The sequence below is a fragment of the Ramlibacter pinisoli genome (assembly GCF_009758015.1).
Classification (GTDB): domain Bacteria; phylum Pseudomonadota; class Gammaproteobacteria; order Burkholderiales; family Burkholderiaceae_C; genus Ramlibacter; species Ramlibacter pinisoli.
On sequence record NZ_WSEL01000003.1, the window covers coordinates 475,633 to 495,506 of the forward strand.

General features: G+C 69.1%; 19 protein-coding genes. 6 read left to right on the top strand and 13 right to left on the bottom strand.

Features of this window, described 5'->3' with window-relative positions:
• Positions 1–78: 78 nt before the first annotated feature.
• The 6 genes from GON04_RS03450 to GON04_RS03475 all read right to left on the bottom strand — a co-directional run bounded on the left by GON04_RS03450 (position 79) and on the right by GON04_RS03475 (position 7,267).
• The gene (locus tag GON04_RS03450; RefSeq protein WP_157396584.1) at positions 79–1,512 is read right to left on the bottom strand and encodes an amidase; all 1,434 of its coding nucleotides are present in this window, start codon (positions 1,510–1,512) and stop codon (positions 79–81) included.
• Positions 1,513–1,514: 2 nt separating this feature from the next.
• A complete protein-coding gene (gene atzD, locus GON04_RS03455) occupies positions 1,515–2,609 on the bottom strand; it encodes a cyanuric acid amidohydrolase (protein ID WP_157396585.1) in 1,095 nt (364 codons plus the stop codon).
• 138 nt (positions 2,610–2,747) lie between these two features.
• On the bottom strand, positions 2,748–3,188 hold the full coding sequence (locus GON04_RS03460; RefSeq protein ID WP_157396586.1) for a nuclear transport factor 2 family protein: 441 nt from the start codon (positions 3,186–3,188) through the stop codon (positions 2,748–2,750).
• Positions 3,189–3,215: 27 nt separating this feature from the next.
• The gene (locus GON04_RS03465; protein ID WP_157396587.1) at positions 3,216–4,991 is read right to left on the bottom strand and encodes an ABC transporter permease subunit; all 1,776 of its coding nucleotides are present in this window, start codon (positions 4,989–4,991) and stop codon (positions 3,216–3,218) included.
• Between the two features lie 39 nt (positions 4,992–5,030).
• On the bottom strand, positions 5,031–6,110 hold the full coding sequence (locus GON04_RS03470) for an ABC transporter substrate-binding protein (protein ID WP_157396588.1): 1,080 nt from the start codon (positions 6,108–6,110) through the stop codon (positions 5,031–5,033).
• Positions 6,111–6,139: 29 nt separating this feature from the next.
• The gene (locus tag GON04_RS03475; RefSeq protein WP_157396589.1) at positions 6,140–7,267 is read right to left on the bottom strand and encodes a polyamine ABC transporter ATP-binding protein; all 1,128 of its coding nucleotides are present in this window, start codon (positions 7,265–7,267) and stop codon (positions 6,140–6,142) included.
• Between the two features lie 105 nt (positions 7,268–7,372).
• On the opposite strand from GON04_RS03475, the gene GON04_RS03480 reads away from it, so the two are divergent.
• Complete coding sequence (locus GON04_RS03480) at positions 7,373–8,302, top strand: LysR family transcriptional regulator (RefSeq protein ID WP_232533011.1); 930 nt, start codon at positions 7,373–7,375, stop codon at positions 8,300–8,302.
• A gap of 73 nt (positions 8,303–8,375) precedes the next feature.
• Here GON04_RS03480 and GON04_RS03485 read toward each other — a convergent pair whose 3' ends face one another.
• From GON04_RS03485 to GON04_RS03515, 7 genes are all read right to left on the bottom strand, one after another.
• The gene (locus GON04_RS03485) at positions 8,376–9,371 is read right to left on the bottom strand and encodes a Bug family tripartite tricarboxylate transporter substrate binding protein (protein ID WP_157396591.1); all 996 of its coding nucleotides are present in this window, start codon (positions 9,369–9,371) and stop codon (positions 8,376–8,378) included.
• 69 nt (positions 9,372–9,440) lie between these two features.
• Positions 9,441–10,037 (bottom strand): RraA family protein, encoded by a 597-nt coding sequence (locus tag GON04_RS03490; protein WP_157396592.1) that lies wholly within the window; start codon positions 10,035–10,037, stop codon positions 9,441–9,443.
• Positions 10,034–10,645: a 3-isopropylmalate dehydratase small subunit gene (locus GON04_RS03495; protein ID WP_181653864.1), complete on the bottom strand. Its 612-nt coding sequence runs from the start codon at positions 10,643–10,645 to the stop codon at positions 10,034–10,036. The genes GON04_RS03490 and GON04_RS03495 overlap by 4 nt, the downstream gene beginning before the upstream one ends.
• A gap of 17 nt (positions 10,646–10,662) precedes the next feature.
• Positions 10,663–11,940 carry a 3-isopropylmalate dehydratase large subunit gene (locus tag GON04_RS03500; protein ID WP_157396594.1) on the bottom strand — a complete coding sequence of 426 codons (1,278 nt, stop codon included), beginning with the start codon at positions 11,938–11,940 and terminating at the stop codon, positions 10,663–10,665.
• A complete protein-coding gene (locus GON04_RS03505; RefSeq protein WP_181653865.1) occupies positions 11,937–12,692 on the bottom strand; it encodes a GntR family transcriptional regulator in 756 nt (251 codons plus the stop codon). The genes GON04_RS03500 and GON04_RS03505 overlap by 4 nt, the downstream gene beginning before the upstream one ends.
• A gap of 152 nt (positions 12,693–12,844) precedes the next feature.
• Positions 12,845–13,789, bottom strand: a complete 945-nt coding sequence (locus GON04_RS03510) for an alpha/beta hydrolase (RefSeq protein ID WP_157396596.1) — start codon at positions 13,787–13,789, stop codon at positions 12,845–12,847.
• A 188-nt stretch (positions 13,790–13,977) separates the two neighbouring features.
• The gene (locus GON04_RS03515; RefSeq protein WP_157396597.1) at positions 13,978–14,904 is read right to left on the bottom strand and encodes a LysR family transcriptional regulator; all 927 of its coding nucleotides are present in this window, start codon (positions 14,902–14,904) and stop codon (positions 13,978–13,980) included.
• 90 nt (positions 14,905–14,994) lie between these two features.
• On the opposite strand from GON04_RS03515, the gene GON04_RS03520 reads away from it, so the two are divergent.
• The 5 genes from GON04_RS03520 to GON04_RS03540 are packed head-to-tail and all read left to right on the top strand — an operon-like array spanning position 14,995 to position 19,874.
• Positions 14,995–15,600 (top strand): cupin domain-containing protein, encoded by a 606-nt coding sequence (locus GON04_RS03520; RefSeq protein WP_157396598.1) that lies wholly within the window; start codon positions 14,995–14,997, stop codon positions 15,598–15,600.
• Complete coding sequence (locus tag GON04_RS03525; protein ID WP_157396599.1) at positions 15,578–16,594, top strand: Bug family tripartite tricarboxylate transporter substrate binding protein; 1,017 nt, start codon at positions 15,578–15,580, stop codon at positions 16,592–16,594. The genes GON04_RS03520 and GON04_RS03525 overlap by 23 nt, the downstream gene beginning before the upstream one ends.
• A 13-nt stretch (positions 16,595–16,607) precedes the next feature.
• Positions 16,608–18,284: a thiamine pyrophosphate-binding protein gene (locus GON04_RS03530; protein WP_157396600.1), complete on the top strand. Its 1,677-nt coding sequence runs from the start codon at positions 16,608–16,610 to the stop codon at positions 18,282–18,284.
• A complete protein-coding gene (locus GON04_RS03535) occupies positions 18,281–18,862 on the top strand; it encodes a carboxymuconolactone decarboxylase family protein (protein WP_157396601.1) in 582 nt (193 codons plus the stop codon). Before GON04_RS03530 ends, GON04_RS03535 begins: the two co-directional genes overlap by 4 nt.
• A gap of 22 nt (positions 18,863–18,884) precedes the next feature.
• Complete coding sequence (locus GON04_RS03540; protein ID WP_157396602.1) at positions 18,885–19,874, top strand: tripartite tricarboxylate transporter substrate binding protein; 990 nt, start codon at positions 18,885–18,887, stop codon at positions 19,872–19,874.

Sequence of the window (19,874 nt, forward strand, 5' to 3'; positions counted from 1 at the left end):
CCGGGCAGGGTGCAAGTCGCCCCCCGCAACGCCCCTCCCCTGTCGACCCGACGAATCGAGCTGGAGGTCGTCGAACGACTAGCGGCGAACGTCTTCCCGTGGCCACCCGATCGGAAGCACCTGCTGGACGTGGCGGGCGAGTCCCAGCACGCGCGGCTCGGAAAAACGCGGTCCGATGATCTGCAACCCGACGGGAAGCCCGCTCCTGCTCAGTCCGGCCGGCACCGAACAGCCGACCAGACTCATCAGGGTCACCAGGTAAGCCGGTGCAATCCAGTCGACATAGTTGCTCAACTTCACGCCGCCGATCGAGTCGGGGAATCCTTGTTCGACCGGGAACGGTTCCACGGGCGCGGCTGGCGTGATCAGGAAATCGTAGTCGCCGAACAGCTGCCGGAACTTGCGCAGCAACCCGGCACGCACCTGCTGCGCGGCAGCCATGTCGCGCGAACCCACCTCCAGGCCGTCGCGAACGTTGCCGGCGAGATTCTTCCCCATCTTGTCCAGCAGGTGCAGCCGCTCGAACTGCTGGCCGACCATCCAATCCGCGCGCAGCGTCATGTAGGCTTCGCGCCCCTCGGCAGCCGAGAAAGCGATCTCGTCGACGCGCGCGCCGTCCGCGGCAAGGCGGTGCACTGCTGCGCGGCATACGCGCTCCACTTCCGGATCGACACCGATTCCGGCGATGTCGGAGACATAGGCGATGCGCAAACCTGCAATGTCGTTGGCACCGCGGACTTCGTCCAGCGCACTGCGCCATGTCGGCGCGACGGAGATCGGCCACAACGGGTCGAGGCCGACCATGGCGTCGAGCATCAGCGCGGCGTCCTCGGCTTTTCGCGCCAGGGGGCCGTGCACCTGGCCCGGGTCCCAGGGCAGTGCCATGGGGTCGTTCGGGATCAGGCCCGGCGTCGTGCGCAGGCCCACGATCCCGCAGAACGCCGCCGGGATCCGGACGGAGCAGCCGAAATCGGTCCCCTGGGCAAGCGGGACCATGCCGCTGGCAACGGCGGCGGCCGAACCGCCCGACGACCCAGCCGGGCTGAGGGCCGGATTCCAGGGGTTGCGAGTCGCGCCGAAGACTGCATTGACCGTACTGGCGCCAGCCGCGAACTCGGGTGTGTTGGATTTCCCCAGGATGATGGCGCCTGCCCGCTTGAGCCGGGCCACGACCTCGGCGTCGTGGTCCGGCACGTGATCCGCGTAGAGCGGCGAGCCATAGGTGGTGCGGATTCCGGCCGTCTCGGTGATGTCCTTGATGACGACCGGCAACCCGTGCAGGATGCCGAGGTCGCCGCCGCGCATCACCGCGTCTTCGGCCTGGCGGGCCGCTTTCCTGGCCTCCTCGGTGCAAAGCGTGACGATGGCATTGAGAACCGGGTTGAGGCGTGCGATGGCAGCGAGGTGCGCGTCCAGCAGTTCAACGGGGCTGACTTTCCGGGCGCGAACCAGGTCGCGCTGCTCGACCGCCCCCAACCTGGTCAGGTCGCTTTCCAGTTGGGCGACGCCCATGGTCATTCCCCCAGGTCGACGATGGCGACCATCGGCCCGCCTCCGTGCGGTCCCTGGTGCATGGCGTCGACGGAAACGAACGCCGCCGGATCGCCGATCGCTGCCGCCACCACACCGCCGACGGCCGCCTTGCTGTGTCGATGGTGGTGCACGTCGGAGTCGTCCAGCATGATCTGGCGCCGCCCACGCAGCACGCCGCTCTTGTCGGCCTCGCACTTGATGAAGCAATTGACGAGCTTGCCGCCCAGGTCGGAAGCCCGTGCCCGCTCGGGCAGGTCCAGCCCCGCATTGCGGATGCCGGCGTAGATGCCGTCGATGTCGAGCGCATCCTTCATCACGCTGTGGCCGATGCGGAAGGGGCCGCCGGCGCCGTCGACGTTGCCGATCAGCACGATCTGGGCGCAGTCGAGCTCCACGCCGGACGAGCACGACGCAACGGACGAATACAGGGCGAGATTGCGGCAGATCTCATCGGCCCTGGGCATCGAGATCTCACCCAATGCCACGGCGATGCCAAGGCCGGTGGTGCCATTCGAAACACCCATCGATTCATGCACGTCGCAGACGACCGATTGACCGCGCCGCTCGGCGTCCTGGATCGTCTCGATCGTCAGGAGCGGAGTCTTGGTCTGGACGTAGTGCACGTCCTTCGGATCGGTGATGCCGGCGTTCTTCATCGCGGCGAGAACGCCTTCCGCGACGATCTCGACCATCGCGAGGCGGCCGATGTCCTCGGGCTTGATGGTCCTGCTCATCGCAATGCCGATCGCCAGCCTGCCCTTGCCCTTGGTGCCGGTCTTGGCGTTGCGCGCGAACACCGTCGCGTGCGGGGTGATGACGCCATCGCACCCGCCCGACCAGACCATCGGGATCTGCTTGACTTCCGCGACGCTTCGCGTGCCGTGCTTCATGAGGACCGCTCGAAACGCCTGGTCCGACAGGATCCGCGTGAAGTCGTTGACGCCTCCGTTGCCCTCGGTCTTGCCGATCACCGCGATGACTTCATCCGCCTTCATTCGCCCCGAGAGAATGTGCTGCTCCAGACCCGAAGCATCGGTCACGTGCTTGATCTCGACTTTTGCAACATCAACAGCCATGGACGGCCTCCTTCAAAGATTCAAGAATTTCCAGGCACACCCGGGGCGTCCCACCGGAGCTTCCGGTGGATCGATCGCCTCTTGCGGGTGTGGTCAGGCCGGCCGGCGACATCGCCGACGCGGAGGGGACAGCGCGGATCAGTAGTTGAAGGCGCGCGTGTTGGGGTCGTAAGCCGCGCCGTCCGTCGACTTCTTCGCGTAGTTGTACGTCGAGCGCGTGAGCGTATCCATGTGCTCCTCGAAGTGGAGGATCTTGTCGTCGCGCACCACGTACAGGTTGAACACGAACAGGTCGACAAGCTGCCCGTCGTGCGTCTCACCGTTCCAGCGGAAGCGATGGGCCACGCGGTCGCCCTCGGCAATCCAGACGGTGAAGGGGCCGTCGATCGTCGAATGGAACAAGGGCTTGAATGCATCCTCGACTGCAGCGAACTTCTTGGAAACCGCTTCCTTGCCGACGATCGGATTCATGCCTGGCAGCAGCAACTGCACGTCGTCTGCAAGGTACTTGAGGTTGGCCGCACGGCCATCTTCGCGCTGGCCCTTCTGCCACGCTTTGACTACTTCGAGGGGCGTCATGATCGAACTCCTGGATGGTTGGGTTGGTCAGGCGTGCAGAGGCGGTGAGACCGCGTGCGCGCCTTTGGGTGTGCGCTGTAGCAGCAGCATGAGAAATGGAAGCAGGATCAACAGCGTGGACACTGCAGCGATGACCGGATCGACCTGGTTTCGGATGTTCTCCCACATCTTGATCGGGATGGTCACGACCTTCGTGCCGGCGATCAGTCCCGTGATGATCAGTTCATCGAAGGAGTGCAGGAACGCCAGCAGAGTGGCGGTCAGGAGCGATGGCAGCAGCAGGGGCATCATCACCCGCTTGAATGTCATCGAGCGGCTGGCGCCCAGGCTCTGGGAGGCCATTTCCAGCCGGTAGTCGAATGTCGAGAACGCAGCGACCATGACGACGACCACCAGCGGGATGGACAGGCAGATGTGCATGGCCACCACGCCGCTCAAGGTTCCATACAGGCCAAGGTCGGACAGCACCTTGAACGCGCCGAGCGCCGTCACCACGGTGGGAACCACCATCGGCGCCAGGGCCAGGCCGTAGAACAGACGGCCCTCGTTGCGGGGACTGAGGCGGGCGATGCCGTAGGCAGCCGCGGTTCCGAGCAGCACCGTCAGCAACCCGCTGGTGCCGGCAATCTTCAGGCTGGCCAGGCCCGCATGTCGCCAGTCGGCATCGCGCAGGAGGAATTCATACCAGCGCAGGGACCACTCGGTGGGCGGGAATGCCAGGGTATCCCTGCCGTTGAACGAGGCGATCACCACGATCACACTGGGCAGGACCAGGTAAATGCACGCCAGCGTGCCGAAGGCGAACAGCAGGTGCCGCCCATTCAGGCCCCCGCTTGCCTGCTCGCGCTCCCTCTGGCGCCGCCAGCGCAGGCCACTGAGCGCGACTGCGGGCGTCAGGTCGGCGAGCTGCGAAGGCAGCAGGCGTGAAAGGGAGCGCGCGGAGCCCCGCGCGGGGACATCTGCGTCATCCGCCTGCTTGGCGCCCTTGGCACGCAGCGAGACGCCCCCCAGCGCCAGGAAGATCAGCAGCGTGCCGCCAAGAAGGACCAGCGCCAAGGCGGAGGCGAAGCCGAAATTGAGCGAACTTTCGACGTTGTTGGCGACCAGGTTTCCCAGCATCAGGTCACTCGAGTGCCCCAGCATGGCGGGAGTGATGTAGAAGCCCAGCGAGATGATGAAGACCAGGATGCATCCGCCGCGCACCCCGGACAACGTCTGGGGGAAATACACCGTCAGGAAGGCCCGGATCCTTCCGCTTCCCAGGCCCTGGGCCGCGCGCCACAGCATGGGATCCATGGCCTGCATGGATGAATAGACCGGAAGGATCATGATCGGCAACATGACATGAACCATGCCGATCATCATTCCCGCCCTGCTGTAAAGCAGCTCCAGCGGCCTGTCGATCAGGTGCAGCGCCATCAGCGCCCGGTTGATGGCCCCTTCGTCCCCCAGCAGGACGACCCAGGCGTAACTGCGGACCAGCAGGCTGGTGAGAAACGGCATCACCACGCAGAAGATCACGACCTTCTTGGCGGTCCCCCGCAGTTGCGACAGGAATGCCGCAGTGGGATAGCCGATCAGAAGGCACAGCCCGGTGACGCTGGCCGCGATCACGAACGTCCTGAGCGCGATCGCGGAGTTGACGGGATTCAGCGCCGCGGTGAACTCCGCCAGCGTGAAAGCCGGGAAGTGGACGCTCAGGCCGGCGATCCGGACCAGCGGGTAGTAGAAGAACAGCAGCAGCAACAGCAGCACCGGGACGACGGCCAGCCGCAGGACGGTGACTCTGGCCAGGGTCGTCATGTGGGTTTCCGGATGCGGGTGTCGGCCGACGGCGCGTGCTTACTGGGTGATCCAGGCGTTCCAGCGTTCGGCAATGCGCTCGCTGTTCGTCTTGCCGTCCGCACCGACCTGCCCGTACCAGTCGAAATTGACCATGTAGGCACGCTTGCGATTTTCCGGAGACGAGACCATCGTCGCCGCCAGCTCCTTCGAAATCATGTCGAATGCCGCCGGATTCGAAGGGCCGTAGCCGGTCAGAGTCGCAAATGCGGCCTGACGGTCGGGTCGCGACGCAAATTCGATGAACTTGTGTGCTTCCTTGACGTTCTTCGCGCCCTTGGGGATGACCCAGTAGATGCCGCTCATCTTGGCCTGGTTCCAGCTGATGCGCATCGGCTTGCCGGCTTGCGTCAGCGCGGTGAAGCGGCCGTCGTAGCCCATGCCGATGTTGGCTCCACCACTCTGGAACAGCTGCATCTGCTCACTGCCCACCTTCCACCACTTGCGGATGTGCGGCTTGATCTTGTCCAGGCTGCGAAACGCCCGGTCGATGTCCAGCGGATAGAGCTTGTCGACAGGGACACCGTCGGCGAGCAGCGCCTCTTCCAGGGGCCCTTCCGATCCCAGGGTACCGCCCTCCAGCGTGCGCGTGCCCGGGAATTTCTTGACGTCCCAGAAATCGGCCCAACTCTCCGGCGCCGGTTTGCCCACGGGGAAACTGGCCTCGGAGAAGCCGAGCACCCAGGCGAAGCTGAAGCTCTGGACACCCCACGGCGTCTTCGACTCGCGCGGCAACTTGTCCATGAGGGCACTGTCGAACTGCTTGTAGTCGATCGCCTCGAGCAGGTTGTCGCGAGCCAGGATGCCGATGTTGGGCGGCGTCATCGCCGCCAGGTCGAAGTCGACGTTCCCGCTCTGGACCTTGAGCTTGAAGGAGGACAGGGTCGCCTGGTCCTTGACGGCGATCACCTTGATCCCGGTCTCCTTCTCGAAGGGCTCCACGAAGGCCTTGACGTTGCTTTCGCCCTGCAGCCCACCCCCGGTGATGACCGTGAGCGTCCTTTGCTGCGCCCCCGCGGCAAAGACTGCGCCGGCGCCGAGAAGGGCGACGAGGCAGCGGGCAATTCGAAATGTTTGCATTGCGTGTCTCCTATCGAAATGGATGCGATCTAGGCGTCGAGGGCAAACACCCGGAGGTCTTCCGAATGGAAGCTGATCTCGACCTTGTCGCCCGACGAAAAATGCTGGCCCTTGCGGGACCGCGCTACCTTGGCCATCAGACTCTGGCCGCCTGCTTCGATGTGGTACTGGTGGGCGTCACCCAGGAAAGCAATCTGGGAGACGACGCCCGCCAGTGCCGAACCCCTGCCGCACTCCTGGCCTCCGCCCGGCCGATGGGGCTCGATCTGGACGGCTTCGGGACGGACCAGGACGCGCACGCGCTGCCCGGCAGTCCAGCGCGCGGGCGTGCAAGCTCTCACGACGCCGTCGAGGACGGCGATGTCGACACTGTTCCCATCGTCGCCCTGGACGACACCGTCGATGAAGTTCGCGTCGCCGACAAACCCTGCGACATACGCATTGCACGGATCCTCGTAGACCTCGAGGGGATGCCCGATCTGGGCGATGCGGCCCGCCTGCAGGACCACGACCCGATCTGACATCGTCAGGGCCTCCTCCTGGTCGTGGGTCACGTAGATGATCGTCTTGCCCAACTCACTGTGCAGGTCCTTGATTTCGACGCGCATCTCCTGCCGCAACTTCCGGTCGAGCGCGCTGAGCGATTCATCCATCAGGATCAGTGGCGGGTCGAACACGATGGCGCGCGCCAGTGCGATGCGCTGCTGTTGTCCGCCACTGAGCTGGGAGGGATATCGGTTCTCGAATCCCACCATGCGCACGCGTTTCAACGCAATCGCGATCAGCTCGCGTGCAGTCCCTTCAGGAACGCCGCGCGCCTTGAGTGGGAACGCGACGTTCTCGCGCACTGTCATGTTGGGGAACAGCGCGTAGCTCTGGAACACGATCCCCTGGTTGCGGCGGTTGGGAGGCACCTGGTCGAGCCGCTTCCCATCCACGAAGATCTGCCCCGCGGTGGGCTCGATGAAGCCCGCCAGCAGCATCAGAAGCGTGGTCTTGCCGGACCCGCTCGGTCCGAGGAGGGAAACGAATTCCCCCGCGCCGATCTTCAGGTTGATGCAGTCGGCCGCCATCACGCCCTGGTAACTCTTGGAGATGTCGCGGAACTCCACCTGGCCGGAAGGGCGCTGCTCGCGATCGGGTCGAGTTTTTTCCACGACCAAAGCATATCGACCGGGTTTGGCCGGTGCAAAAACTGATTTCCGATCAAGCCATCAGCAAACCCGATACCATGCCCTTCCACCAAGCAAGAGGTGCCCGACATGCAGTGGAGAAAAATCCGCTCTGCACTCGAAGTGGCCAAGCACAGCAGCTTCACGCGGGCCGCAGATCATCTGCACGTGTCACAGCCGGCGCTGAGCGAGCAGGTCAAGCAGCTGGAAGACAGCCTGGGCTTCCCGCTCTTCCTGCGCACCAGCCGCGGCGTCGAAGTCACGGAAAAGGGGCGCACCTTCCTGCATGAGGCTGCCCGCATCGCCAACGAAATGGTCCACCTGCAGGATGTTGCGAACAACCTGCTCGCCGGGAGCACGGCGACCATCAAGATCGGACTGATCTCCGGGCTGGCGCCCTTGCTCGTGCAGCGCATTTTTCCCTTGGGTGACGCGCTGCGGGACAAGCAGCTCGAGATCCACACGGCACCGACGCGCACGATCTTCAACGACCTGTTCGAAGGCCGCCTGGACATGGGCTTCGCGGTGGGCGTCGACCCGGACTTCATCCCGCTGGGCCTCACCATGGAGCCCCTGTTCGACGTGGAGCTTGCACTCATCGTGCCGCCCCAGCATCCGCTGTCGCAGGTGGGCGCGACTTGCAGCATCGCCCAGATCGCGGGCGAGCCGATGATCATGAACGAGCTGTCCGTTGGCTACGGCCTGGCGGTGATGAAGATCTTCGGCCGGCTGGGTTTGCATCCCCGCATCCAGGCCGTGGTCGACAACGTGGAGACCGTGATGGCGCTCGTCGAGGCGGGCGTGGGCATCGCCCTGGTTCCGGTCGCCTCGGCCCGCAATCTGGCGGCACTAGGCCGCCTGACCATCGTTGCCATCGAGCCAGCAGAACGCATCACGGTCGAGCTTTATCGGCCGCGCGCTGGCCTGGCCCGGTTCAAGGAAGAGTTCTACCGGCAGATCGTCTCCAGGGCGTCCCACTCGGCAAGCGGGCTCGACAGCGCGTCAGGCGCCGCGCGGTGACATTCCGCGGATGCCTCGCCGCCGCGGCGCGAGGCCGGATGGCCTGCCCCGCCCCGATCGCCGCACCGGCGCATCACTCGTCCATGACGATGCCCGCGCCCTTGGCGATGGACTTGAACTTCTCCATGTCCTTGACGATGGCCCGGTTGAAGTCGGCCGCGTTGCCGAACGTCGTGTTCAGGCCCACTTCATAGGTCCTGGCCTTCACCTCAGGCGCGTCGAGCGTCGCGCGCAGCGCCTTCTCGAGCTTGTCGACGATGGCCTGCGGCGTGCCGGCCGGTGCCATCACGCCTTGCCACCAGGTCATCTCGAAGCCCTTGAGGCCGCTTTCGTCCAGCGTCGGCAGGTTCGGGAAGCGGGGATCGCGCGTCAGGCCGGTCGTCGCGATGGCCTTCAGGCGCCCGGCATCCACCGACGGCTTGGCGGCGCCCAGGTCGGTGCAGTTCACGTTGCCGGCGATCACGTCCTGCAGCGCCGGACCGCTGCCCTTGTAGGGCACGTGCAGGGTGTCCACCTTGGCCATCGAGTTGAACAGCGCCCCGGTGAAGTGGTTGCCGCTGCCCTGCCCCGCCGACGCATAGGTCAGCTTGCCGGGATTCTTCCTCGCGTACTCGACCAGCTCCTGGGCCGTGTTGACGGGCACCGACGGATGGCACACCAGCGTGGTCGCATACGAGAACAGGAGCGCCACCGGCTTGAAGTCGGTGATCGGGTCGTAGGTCACCGACTTCGACGTGGCCGGCAACAGGGCGTTGCCCACCGAGTTGGCATACAGCAGGGTGTAGCCGTCCGCGGGCGACCGCGCCACTTCGGCCGGCCCGATGCGGCCACCGCCACCCGCCTTGTCCTCCACGTACACCGGCTGGCCCAGCTCGCTCGCCAGCCGGTTGGCCACGACCCGCGCCGCAATGTCGGTGATGCCGCCGGGCGCACCGGGCACCACGAGCCGGATCGGCTTGGTCGGGAAGGCCTGCGCCAGCGCGCAACCCGCCGTCGCCAGCAGGGCGACCGCGACCAGGCCCTGGAGCGGACGGCCGCATGCGGCGGGGAAAGGGATCGTGGACGTCATGGTTCACCTGTCAGTGGGTCGGGATGGAGTGGGGGCGCGGCCGTTGTCTCGTCGCGCGGCCGCGTCGGCTCAGATGTCGTAGCGCTCCCCGGCACGCAGCCGGTCTTCTCGCGCCGCCTGCGCCTGCGATTTCTTGCGCGCGAGCTCCAGGACCACGGCCGCCCGGTCCCGGGCGACCACGACCACGCCGTCGTCGTCGCCGACGATGAAGTCGCCCGGATGCACGCGGATGCCGCCGACGGTGACCTCGACACCGGTCGAGCCCGGCTGCAGGCGGGTGGCGCCGCGCACCGACGTGCCGGCACAGAACACCGAAAAGCCCAGCCCGATGATCTCGGCGCTGTCGCGCGTGCGCCCGTTCGTGACCACGCCGGCCAATCCGCGGCGCTGGGCGGCGATGCTGCCGGCGCCGCCCCACACGGCCGCCTCGGGGTGGCCGCCGCACTCGATCACGAGCACGGACCCGGGGGGCGCCTCGTCGACCGCCCGCCGCACCGGGGTCAGGTCGCCGGGCGGGCATTTCACCGTGAAGGCCGGTCCGGCGACGCGCGCGCCGCGGAACAGCGCGTGCACGTCCGGCCCCATGTCGCCCGCGCGCTCGTTGCAGTCGAAGATGGTGGCGGCGTCCAGCAGCGCGAAGCCGCTGGCCAGCTCCTGGTCGGTCATGGCGCGTTCACCTGGACGATGGGGATGGTGCGGGAGCCGGTCTTTTCGGCATCCGTGGCGCCCGGCGCCTGTCCGGGCCAGGGCTCGCCGAGCTCCGGGTGCTCGTGCAGGAAGTGCCGCAGGAATCCCTGTTGCCCGCCCTGCCCGATCAGCGCCCGCTCCTGGGCACCCAAGGCCGGATAGCTGCGCCGCTCGCCGGTGGTGTGGTTGACCAGCAGCCCGGTCTCGAAGTCGACCTCGATGTCGTCGCCGTCGTTCACCACCTGGCCCACGCCCTCGCAGCGGTGCAGGCAGGCCAGGCCCAGGTTCATCGTCGCCCGCGCCACGCCGGCCGGCGCCGACTCGCACAGCACGCGGATGCCCAGCGCCTGCAGCGCGATGTAGCCGTTGGTGTGCGGCTTGCCGCAGCCGAAGTTGCGGCCGGCCACGATGAAGTCCCCGGGCTTCACGCGGGCCATGAAGCCGGGCCGGTACTCCTCGAACAGATGCGGGATCAGCTGCTCCGGATCGACGATGCGCGCCTGCATCATGGCCCGCGTCATCACGCCGCCGTCATGGGGCACGTCGTCGCCAATCCGGTGGGCGGTGGCGCGGGTTCGCCAGGACATCGTCATCGTGGTCCTCGTCAGGCGGTGGGGTGCGGAGCGGTGATGCGGCCGGCCACGGCCGAGGCAGCCACGGTGAGCGGACTGGCCAGGTAGGCCAGCGACGTGGGCGACCCCATGCGGCCGGCGCTGTTGGTGGCCGCCGTCGAGATCGACACCTCGCCGGCGGCGAGCTGTCCGGTGCGGCCGCCCGCGCACGGCCCGCAACCCGGCGGCAGCACGCTGGCGCCGGCGTCCAGGAACACCTGCAGCACGCCGTCGTCGGACAGGCGGCGGGCGATGCGGGTCGTGCCCGGCACGACCACCATGCGCACCCCGGGGGCCAGCGAACGGCCGCGCAGGAACGCCGCAGCCTCGCTGAAGTCCTCGTACATGGCGGAGCCGCACGAGCCGATGTAGGCGTGGTCGATCCGCTGGTCGGCGACCGACGCCAGCGGTGCCGCCTTGTCGGGTGCGCCCGGCAGCGCCACCTGCGGCTCCAGGGCGGACAGGTCCCATCCGACGTCGGCCTCGTAGCCCGCGTCGTCGTCGCCCACCAGCGATGCCAGCTCCGGCACCGGGCGGCCGTCCAGCGTCATCGGGGGAAAGAGCACGCTGAGCGCGCCGATCTCGGTGAGCGTGTTGCACAGGCCCACGCGGCTGGCGATCGGCATGGCTTCCACCGCCGGGCCGCAGAACTCGAACACGCGGCCGTCGTACGGAGCCGCGAGACGGCCCGAGGTGAGCGCATGCGACAGCGCGAAGCCGAGATCGCGCGCATGCACGCCGGGCCGCCAGGCACCGGTGAGGGTGACGCGGACCGACCCCGGCACCTGCGTGAGCAGCGTGCCGGTGGCCGCCACCACGCAGATCTCGCCGAGCACGCCCAGGGCGAGCGCGCCGATGGCGCCGAAGTTGGTGCAGTGCGGGTCGTAGGCGAAGACGACATGGCCCGGACGCACCATGCCGGTCTCCATCGGGAACAGGTGGCCATGGCCGTTCTGCCCCACATCGGAGAAGTGCCCGACGCGCCACTCGCGCGCGATGCGGCGATTGGCGAGGCCGCGCTCGGCGACGCGCGGTGTGGTGTAGATCACGTCGTGGTCGGTCACGAAGGCCATGCGCTCGGGCCGGCTGATGCGCCGGTAGCCCAGCCCGCTGAGTTCCTTGTAGAGCGACTCGACGTAGCCGTCGTGCACGATCACGGCGTCCGGCTCGGGCTGCAGCATGTCGCCGGCCTTGCACGCCGCCAGGCCCGCGGCACGCGCGAGCATCTTCTCGGCCATGGTCATGGCGGCCACGCTGCGTCCCGCGCTCATCGGTCGCTCCCTTTCGCCTCGACGGCGCGCAGGTGGCGCCGTGCCGGCTTCTTGCCCGGCGCATGGCCCGCCGCCTGTGCGGCCATCGCGGCCAGCCCCGTGGCACGGGCATGCATCACGTACGTCCGTGCGGCCTCTTCCGCCGCAGCCGGGTCGCGCTGACGGATCGCGCCGGCGACGGCCTTGAGTTCGGCCGACCCCTGGTCGGCCCGTCCCGCGACCTGGAGCGAGGTGCTCCACAGGTAGCTGAGCCGCGCGATCAGCTGCATCGCCGTCGCCTTGACCGACGCGCTGTGGCAGCCGTCGGTGAAGATCTCGTAGTAGGTGCTCTTGGCCTCGAACACGCGCTCGCGGTCGCCCCGCCGCAGCGCCACGCCGAGGGCTTCGGCCGCACGCTCCAGCGCCAGGGTCTCCGCATCGGTGCCGCGCTCGGCGAAGTACCGGGCACACAGCGCCTCGACGCCGGCGCGCAGGTCGTACAACTCGCCCGCTTCCTGCTGGCTGATGGTGCGCACGACCGGGCCGCGATAGGTCACGACCTCGACCAGGCCCTCGGCCTCGAGCTGCCGGAATGCCTCGCGCACCGAGGCGCGGCTGACGTCGAGCCGCTCGCACAGCTCGCGCTCGATGAGGCGGTCACCCGGGCTGAAGTGCCCGCGCGTGATGGCCATGCGCAGTTTCTGCACGATCAGCGCACGCAAGGTCACGGGGCCGTCGTCGATCTTCAGCCAGTCGCGGGTCGGGGCGTTCATGCTCGTCGGATTGCCAGATTGTCTGACAATCCTAGGCAACGACCCACCGCCGTGCATGGGGACAAACCCTGCGGGATTGCCGCCACCGGTTCCAGCGCACCCGTCCCGTCCGGACGGGGCGCGGGCGTGTCAGCCTGCCGGCGCGGGCCGCCTCAGGTTGCGGGCGGCGCCGCGGGCGGCTGGATGCCGAGCGCCTCGCCTGCGAAGCGGATCGCATCGTCCAGCACGTCGACCGAGCCCGGGAACAGGCGGGTGAAGTTCATGAACGCATGCGGCAGGCCCGGATAGCGCTGCAGCGTGCAGCGCACGCCGGCGGCCGCCATGCGCCCGTGCATGGCGAGCGTGTCCTCGAGCAGCGGGTCGAGATTGCCCACGCCCAGCCAGGCGGGCGGCAGGTCCTCGACCGGCTGGCGGGCCGGGATCGCGGAAGGTTCGGGGTCGAGCGTGTCGCTGCCGAGGTACTGCTGCCAGAACCAGCGCGACTGCGGCCGCAGGTTGGCCTTGGGACCGTCGAAGTTGCCGTAGAACAGGAGCAGCCCCGCCGGCGCCGGTGCGCCCTCGTCGCGCAGCCGCATCGCCGCCACCAGCGACACGGTGGCGCCGGCCGATTCGCCCCACAGCACGCACCGCTTGCCGTCCACGCCATGGCGCCCGCCCTCGGCGCGCAGCCACTGCAGCGTGGCCAGCAGCTCCTGCACCTGTGTCGGCTGGCGGTGCTCGGGCGTGCGGCGGTAGTCGATGCCGACCACGGCGCAGCCGCTGCGCAGCGCGCCCAGCCGCATCACCCGGTCGTGCGAATCCAGGCCGCCGGCCCACCAGCCCGAGCCGCGCAGGAACACCAGCACCGGCAGGGGCTCGGCCGGGGCATCCACGGGACGGTAGACCCGCAGCGGGATGTCGCCGTGCGGGCCGGGGATGGAAAGGTTGCGGATGTTCAGGCCCGCCGGCGGGTCCTGGTTCAGGAAGGCGAAGTAGCGGTCCTGCGCCGCGCGCGCCTCGCCCAGCGGCGTGGACGAGGGATCGCCGGCCTTGAGGCCGGCGGCCTCGACCTGCGCGACGGCGGCGGCGTACGCCGGGTCCTGCGGTTCAGCGGCCATGGCGGTCTCCGGCAGCGGCGGAAGGAAAGGGGCGCACGGTCGGCGGAAGGGTCATGTCTCGTCGTGGTTGTCTGGATCGGCGCGCGGGAGGCGTGGCGGCCGCCCGAGTCTAGGCAGCGCCACGCACGCGGGCCATGCGCGGGGATCGATAGCAGGAATTCGCCAACCCGGATGACCCGGCCGCCGGCTCAGCCCTTGGCCGTGTACGGCTCCAGCGACCGGGCCGATTCCAGCAGCAGTCCACGCAGCCAGCGGTGACCGGGATCCTTCTGGCTGCGCTCGTGCCAGTAGGCGGCATAGCGGATGCGCGGCAGCCGCAGCGGCGGCTCCAGGATCTGCAGCGGGTGCTGCTTCTTCAGCACCGTGGCCAGCCGCAGCGGCACCGTTGCGATCAGGTCGGTGCCGACCATCATCAGCGGGATGGTCAGGAAGTTCTGCACCAGGAAAGCCAGGTTGAGCTGGCGGCCGAGCTGCTCCACCGCCTCGTCGATCATGCGGCCGGTGGTGGTGCGGCCGGTGCCCAGCGGCCGCGCATGCGGCAGCGACAGGAACTGCTCCAGGCTGATGCTGCCCCTGACGGTCGGGTGGTCGGCGGCGGCGATGCACACGATGCGGTCCTGGAACAGCTGCATCGACCGCAGCGACTGCGGCGGCCGCGGCAGCCAGGCCACCCGCAGGTCGAGCCGGCCCGTCTCGAGCAGCTCGAGCGCCCGGTCGCGGTCGGGCGTCTGCACCTCGATGCGCACGTGGGGCGCCTCCTGCCGGGCCCGGCGCGCCAGCCCCGGCAGCAGCAGGCGCTCGGCGTACTCGGGCGCGCTGACCACGAAGGACTGCGTCGACTCCGCCGGATCGAACGGCCGCGCCAGCCCCAGCAGGCCGTCGTAGGTGGCCAGCAGCTCGCGCACCCCCTGCTCGAAGTCGGGTGCCCGGGTGCTGGGCACCATGCCGGCGCGCGAGCGCAGCAGGAGCGGATCGTCGAACAGCACGCGCAGGCGGGCCAGCGCGTGGCTGGCCGCCGGCTGGCTGATGCCCAGGTGCTCGGCGGCAGTGGACACGTTCTTCTCCGCCATCAGCACCAGGAAGGCCCGCAGCAGCCGGATGTCGATGTTATCCATGGCGGCGAATTATCGTTATTCGCGCCGGCCCCGGCGGCATCGGCTGCGTTGCTCCTTAGACTCACACGGCAGTACCTCAGGAGACAAGCCATGGAACGCTGGACCCCCACCCAGGAAGAGATGAAGTCGCGCATCGCGCGCTTCCACGACGTCGTGCCCGTGAAGAACAAGCACCTCGACGAGAAGGGCATCCCGCCCGACGTGCTCGAGATGATCATGGCCAAGACCACCCGCAACGTGATGTCGCCCGGCCCCCTGCCCGGACAGCTGTCGCCCAAGCCGGCGGTCGAGGGCGGCGACGCCGGCGTGTTCCGACTGGGCATCGCCACCTGCCCGCCGGGCCAGGGCCCCGGCCTGCACGTGCACTACCGCACGCACGAGACCTTCATCGCCATGACCGGCCGCTGGGAGATCCAGTGGGGCGACCATGGCGAGGAGTCGGTCATGCTGGAACACATGGACCTGATCGCCGTGCCGCCGCGGGTCACGCGCCGCTTCATCAACCGCTCCGACCAGGATGCGCACCTGATGGTCATCATCCAGGGCCAGCGCGACGAATTCGACGACGTCGACCGCGTGCCGCAGACGGCGCAAGCCATCGCCGCCAAGTACGGCCAGGGCATGGTCGACAAGCTGCAGAGCCTGGGCTGGAAATTCACCATCGGTGTCGAGCATGAAGCCAAGCAAGCCGCATGAGGGCCTCGGCCGGCGCGCCTGGCTGCAGGCGGCCGGCGCCACCGCGCTGACCCTGGGCCTGCCCGGCCTCGGGCGCGCCCAGGGCAGCTACCCCAACCAGCCGATCCGCATCGTCATCCCGTTCGCGGCCGGAGGCACGCTCGACGTGGCCGTGCGCCCGCTGGCACAGGTGATGTCGGGCCCGCTCGGCCAGAACATCATCATCGACAACAAGGCGGGCGCCAACGGCGTCATCGGCACCGAGTACGTGGCCCGCGCCGCCCCCGACGGCTACACGCTGCTGGCGGTCACCGCCTCGTTCGCGCTCAACGCGACGATGTACAAGGACCTGCGCTACGACGTCATCAAGGACTTCGCGCCGGTGGCCGGCCTGATGCAGGGCACCGGCTTCGTCCTCATCGTCCACCCGTCGGTGCCGGCCAACACGGTGCAGGAGCTGATCGCGCTGGACCGCAAGGCGCCCGGCAAGCTCACCTACAGCTCGCCCGGCGTGGGCAACACCATCCACATCGCCACCGAGCTGTTCAACCAGCGCGCCGGCACCCAGCTGCTGCACGTGCCCTACAAGGGCAGCGCGCCGTCGCTGCAGGCGGTGGTGTCGGGCGAGGCCCAGGTGGCGATCATGCCGCCCGGCATCGTCATGCCCTTCATCCGCTCGGGCAAGCTGCGGGCGCTGGGCTTCACCGGGCCGCAGCGCATGCCCGAACTGCCCGAGGTGCCCATCATGGCCGAGGCCGGCGTGAAGGACTTCGTGTTCTCCGGCACCTGGATGGGCCTGTTCGCCCCGGCGGCGACGCCGCGCCCCATCGTCAACCGCCTGCACGCCGAGGTGGTGAAGGCGCTCCAGCAGCCGGCCCTGCGCCAGACGCTGGCCGGCGCGGTCGCGGGCTACGTGCCCGACGGCAGCACGCCGGAGCACTTCGGCGCCCAGGTCCAGGACGACGTGAAGCGCTACGGCGACATCCTGCGCAAGTTCAACATCAAGGCCGACTAGGCCGGGACACCCCATGGCACAAGCGACATCGGGCGCGCGCTACTTCGCGCGCCTCCTCGAGGCGTACGGCGTCACGCACGTCTTCTTCATGGACGCCGTCCTGCGGCGCGCCCTGGCCGAGATGGAAGACACGCCCATCGTCCGCGTGCTCGGCCACTCCGAGAAGGGCGTCGGCTACATGGCCGACGGCTACGCGCGCATCGCCGGGCGGCCCGGCATCTGCATGGCGCAGTCGGTCGGCGCCGCCAACCTGGCGGCTTCCATGCAGGACGCCTGGCTGGGCCAGTCGCCGGTGATCGCCATCACCGGCCGCCACGTCGCGCCCATGCAGTACCGCAACGCCTACCAGGAAGTCGACCACGGGCCGCTGTTCCAGCCGGTCACCAAGTTCTCGGCGCGCATCGAGGCCATCGAGCAGATGCCGCTGCTGGTGCGCCAGGCCTTCCGCGAGGCCACCACCGGCACGCCGCGGCCGGTGCACCTGGACATCGCCGGCCTCACCGGCGACGCGCTGACCCCGCTGGAGGCGCCCTTCGCGCTCGACGTCGACGAGGCGCACACCCGCTACCCGGCCCACCGGCCCGCGCCGGACGCCGCCGCGGTGCAGAAGGCGGTGCAGCTGCTGGCCGGCAGCGCGCGCCCGGTCATCGTGGCCGACCGCGGCGTGGCCATCAGCGGCGCGGCGCAGGCCCTGCGCGAGCTCGGCGAGCGGCTGCAGGCGCCCATCGTCACCACGCTGGACGCCAAGTCGTGCATCGTCGAGGACGACCCGCTCTACGCCGGCCCGGTGGGCCTGTATGGCCGCAGCTGCGCCAACCACGTGGTGGCCGAGGCCGACCTGGTGATCTACGCCGGCAGCAGCACCAACGACCACACCACGGCCAACTGGAAGATGCCGCGCGCCGGCACGCCCATCATCCAGATCGACCTCGACCCGGCCGAGATCGGCCGCAACTACCCCAACACGCTGGGCCTGCAGTGCGACGTGCGCGCCGGCCTGCTGGCCCTGGCCGGCGCGGTCGCCGCGGGCCAGCGCGCCGACTGGCTGGCCCGCAGCCGCGAGCACGTGGCCGCCTGGCGCGCCGAGGTGGAACCGCAACTGGCCAGCGACGACGCGCCCATGGTCCCGCAGCGGCTGTGCCGCGAGCTCACGCGCGTGCTGCCCGCCAACGCCATCGTGGTGGCCGACACCGGCTACTCGGCGCTGTGGGCCGGCAACCTGGTCGACCTGCGCCATCCGGGCCAGACCTTCCTGCGCGCCGCCGGCTCGCTGGGCTGGTCCTTCCCCGCCTCGCTCGGCGCCAAGGCCGCCGCGCCCGACCGGCCGGTGGTCTGCTTCACCGGCGACGGCGGCTTCTCCTACCACCTGCCCGAGCTGGAGACGGCGCGGCGCTGCAACCTCAAGACCATCACCGTCGTGAACAACAACCATTGCCTGTCGCAGGGCGTGCGCAACCTCAACATCGCCTACGAGGGGCGCGCCGAAGGCCGCAAGTCCGACTGCTACGTCTACGAGGAACACGACTTCGCCGCCATCGCGCGCGCCTTCGGCTGCGTCGGCCTCACGGTCGACAAGCCGCAGGACTTCGGCGCCGCCTTCGACAAGGCGCTGGCCAGCGAGCTGCCGGTCGTCATCGACGTCAAGACCGCCTTCGCCTACCAGGCACCGATGGCGTGGGTGCCCGCATGACCGCCCCCGCCACCGCACGGCGCTTCGCGCCGCTGGAGCTGGATGCCATGACGCCCGAGCAGCGCTTCGTCGCCCAGGGCCTCATCGACGGGCCGCGCGGCGGCATCCGCGGCCCCTTCCACGCGCTGCTGCGCAACCCCCGGCTGGCCGACCGGGTGCGCACGCTGGGCGATTCGATCCGGTTCGAGAACTCGCTGCCGGCCGCCCTGCGCGAGTTCGTCATCCTGCTGGTGGCCCGGTTCTGGTCGGCGCGCTACGAGTGGCATGCGCACAGCAAGATGGCCGTCGAGGCGGGCGTCGACCAGTCCGTCATCGACGCCATCGGGCAGGGCCGCACGCCCCAGGGCATGACGGCCGACCAGGCGCTGCTGCACCGCTTCATCAGCGAGCTGCTGCAGGACAAGGACGTGAGCGACGGCACCTACGCGCAGGCGCTGGAGCGGTTCGGCGAGCCGGCTCTGCTCGACGTGCTGTGCACTGCCGGCTACTTCAGCTTCGTGTCGCTGATCCTGAACACGATCCGCCAGCCCGTGCCCGAGGGCGGCGTGCAGTTGCCGGCGCTGGATGCGGCCCGCTGACCAAGCCGCCGAGGACAGCCCCATGACGCGTTCGTCCCGGCGCGCCCTGCTGGCCCGGGCGGCGGCGCTGTGCGCCCTGCCCGCCGGCGCGGCACTCGCCCAGTCCCCGCGCTCCGGCTATCCGTCGCGGCCCATCACCCTGGTCGTGCCGTTCCCGCCCGGGGGCGCCACCGACCTGATGGCGCGCTCCATCGGCCAGCGGTTCACGCGCGCCTGGGGCCAGCCGGTCACCATCGAGAACAAGCCGGGTGCGGGCGGCATGCTGGCGGCGAGCCAGGTCGCCAAGGCCGGGGCCGACGGCCACACGCTGTTCTTCGGCGCCGGGGCCCAGCTGGCCGTCAATGCCAGCCTCTATTCCAACGTGCCTTACGACACGGCGCGCGACTTCGCGCCGGTGGCGCTGGTCGGCAGCGTGGCCAACCTGCTGGTGGCCCATCCCTCGCAGCCGTTCGCCCGGCTGGCCGACCTGATCCAGCGCGCCAGGGCCGAGCCCGGCAAGCTGAGCTATGCGTCGCCCGGCAGCGGCTCCACCGCGCACCTGGCGATGGAGCTGCTGAAGGTGGAGGCGGGCCTGGACATCGTGCACGTGCCCTACAAGGGCGCCGCCGGCGGCGTGACCGACGTGCTGGGCAACCAGGTGCCGCTGATGATCGTCAGCATGCCCTCGGTGGTGGGCCACGTGAAGACCGGCAAGCTGGTCGCCCTGGGCATCACCGACCTGCGGCGCTCGCCGGCGCTGCCCGACGTGCCGCCGTTCGCCGACACCCTGCCCGGCTTCGAGGCCACCGGCTGGTACGGCCTGGTGGCCCCGGCGCAGACCCCGGCCGCCATCGTGCAGCAGCTCGGGGCCGAGGTGAACGCCGCCCTGCAGGACGCCGAGGTGCGCCGCAGCTTCGAGAGCCAGGGCATCCAGGTGCTGGGCAGCAGCCCCGAGCAGTTCGCCGCCCACATCGCCGCCGAGACGCGCAAGTGGGCCACCGTCATCGCCAAGGCCCGCATCAAGGCCGATTGA

Bases quoted from the DNA above. Each gene is read 5' to 3' on its own strand.
- GON04_RS03450 (WP_157396584.1), bottom strand. From the start codon at position 1,512: ATGGGCGTCGCCCAACTGGAAAGCGACCTGACCAGGTTGGGGGCGGTC.
- atzD (WP_157396585.1), bottom strand. From the start codon at position 2,609: ATGGCTGTTGATGTTGCAAAAGTCGAGATCAAGCACGTGACCGATGCT.
- GON04_RS03460 (WP_157396586.1), bottom strand. From the start codon at position 3,188: ATGACGCCCCTCGAAGTAGTCAAAGCGTGGCAGAAGGGCCAGCGCGAA.
- GON04_RS03465 (WP_157396587.1), bottom strand. From the start codon at position 4,991: ATGACGACCCTGGCCAGAGTCACCGTCCTGCGGCTGGCCGTCGTCCCG.
- GON04_RS03470 (WP_157396588.1), bottom strand. From the start codon at position 6,110: ATGCAAACATTTCGAATTGCCCGCTGCCTCGTCGCCCTTCTCGGCGCC.
- GON04_RS03480 (WP_232533011.1), top strand. From the start codon at position 7,373: ATGCAGTGGAGAAAAATCCGCTCTGCACTCGAAGTGGCCAAGCACAGC.
- GON04_RS03485 (WP_157396591.1), bottom strand. From the start codon at position 9,371: ATGACGTCCACGATCCCTTTCCCCGCCGCATGCGGCCGTCCGCTCCAG.
- GON04_RS03490 (WP_157396592.1), bottom strand. From the start codon at position 10,037: ATGACCGACCAGGAGCTGGCCAGCGGCTTCGCGCTGCTGGACGCCGCC.
- GON04_RS03495 (WP_181653864.1), bottom strand. From the start codon at position 10,645: ATGTCCTGGCGAACCCGCGCCACCGCCCACCGGATTGGCGACGACGTG.
- GON04_RS03500 (WP_157396594.1), bottom strand. From the start codon at position 11,940: ATGAGCGCGGGACGCAGCGTGGCCGCCATGACCATGGCCGAGAAGATG.
- GON04_RS03505 (WP_181653865.1), bottom strand. From the start codon at position 12,692: ATGAACGCCCCGACCCGCGACTGGCTGAAGATCGACGACGGCCCCGTG.
- GON04_RS03510 (WP_157396596.1), bottom strand. From the start codon at position 13,789: ATGGCCGCTGAACCGCAGGACCCGGCGTACGCCGCCGCCGTCGCGCAG.
- GON04_RS03515 (WP_157396597.1), bottom strand. From the start codon at position 14,904: ATGGATAACATCGACATCCGGCTGCTGCGGGCCTTCCTGGTGCTGATG.
- GON04_RS03520 (WP_157396598.1), top strand. From the start codon at position 14,995: ATGGAACGCTGGACCCCCACCCAGGAAGAGATGAAGTCGCGCATCGCG.
- GON04_RS03525 (WP_157396599.1), top strand. From the start codon at position 15,578: ATGAAGCCAAGCAAGCCGCATGAGGGCCTCGGCCGGCGCGCCTGGCTG.
- GON04_RS03530 (WP_157396600.1), top strand. From the start codon at position 16,608: ATGGCACAAGCGACATCGGGCGCGCGCTACTTCGCGCGCCTCCTCGAG.
- GON04_RS03535 (WP_157396601.1), top strand. From the start codon at position 18,281: ATGACCGCCCCCGCCACCGCACGGCGCTTCGCGCCGCTGGAGCTGGAT.
- GON04_RS03540 (WP_157396602.1), top strand. From the start codon at position 18,885: ATGACGCGTTCGTCCCGGCGCGCCCTGCTGGCCCGGGCGGCGGCGCTG.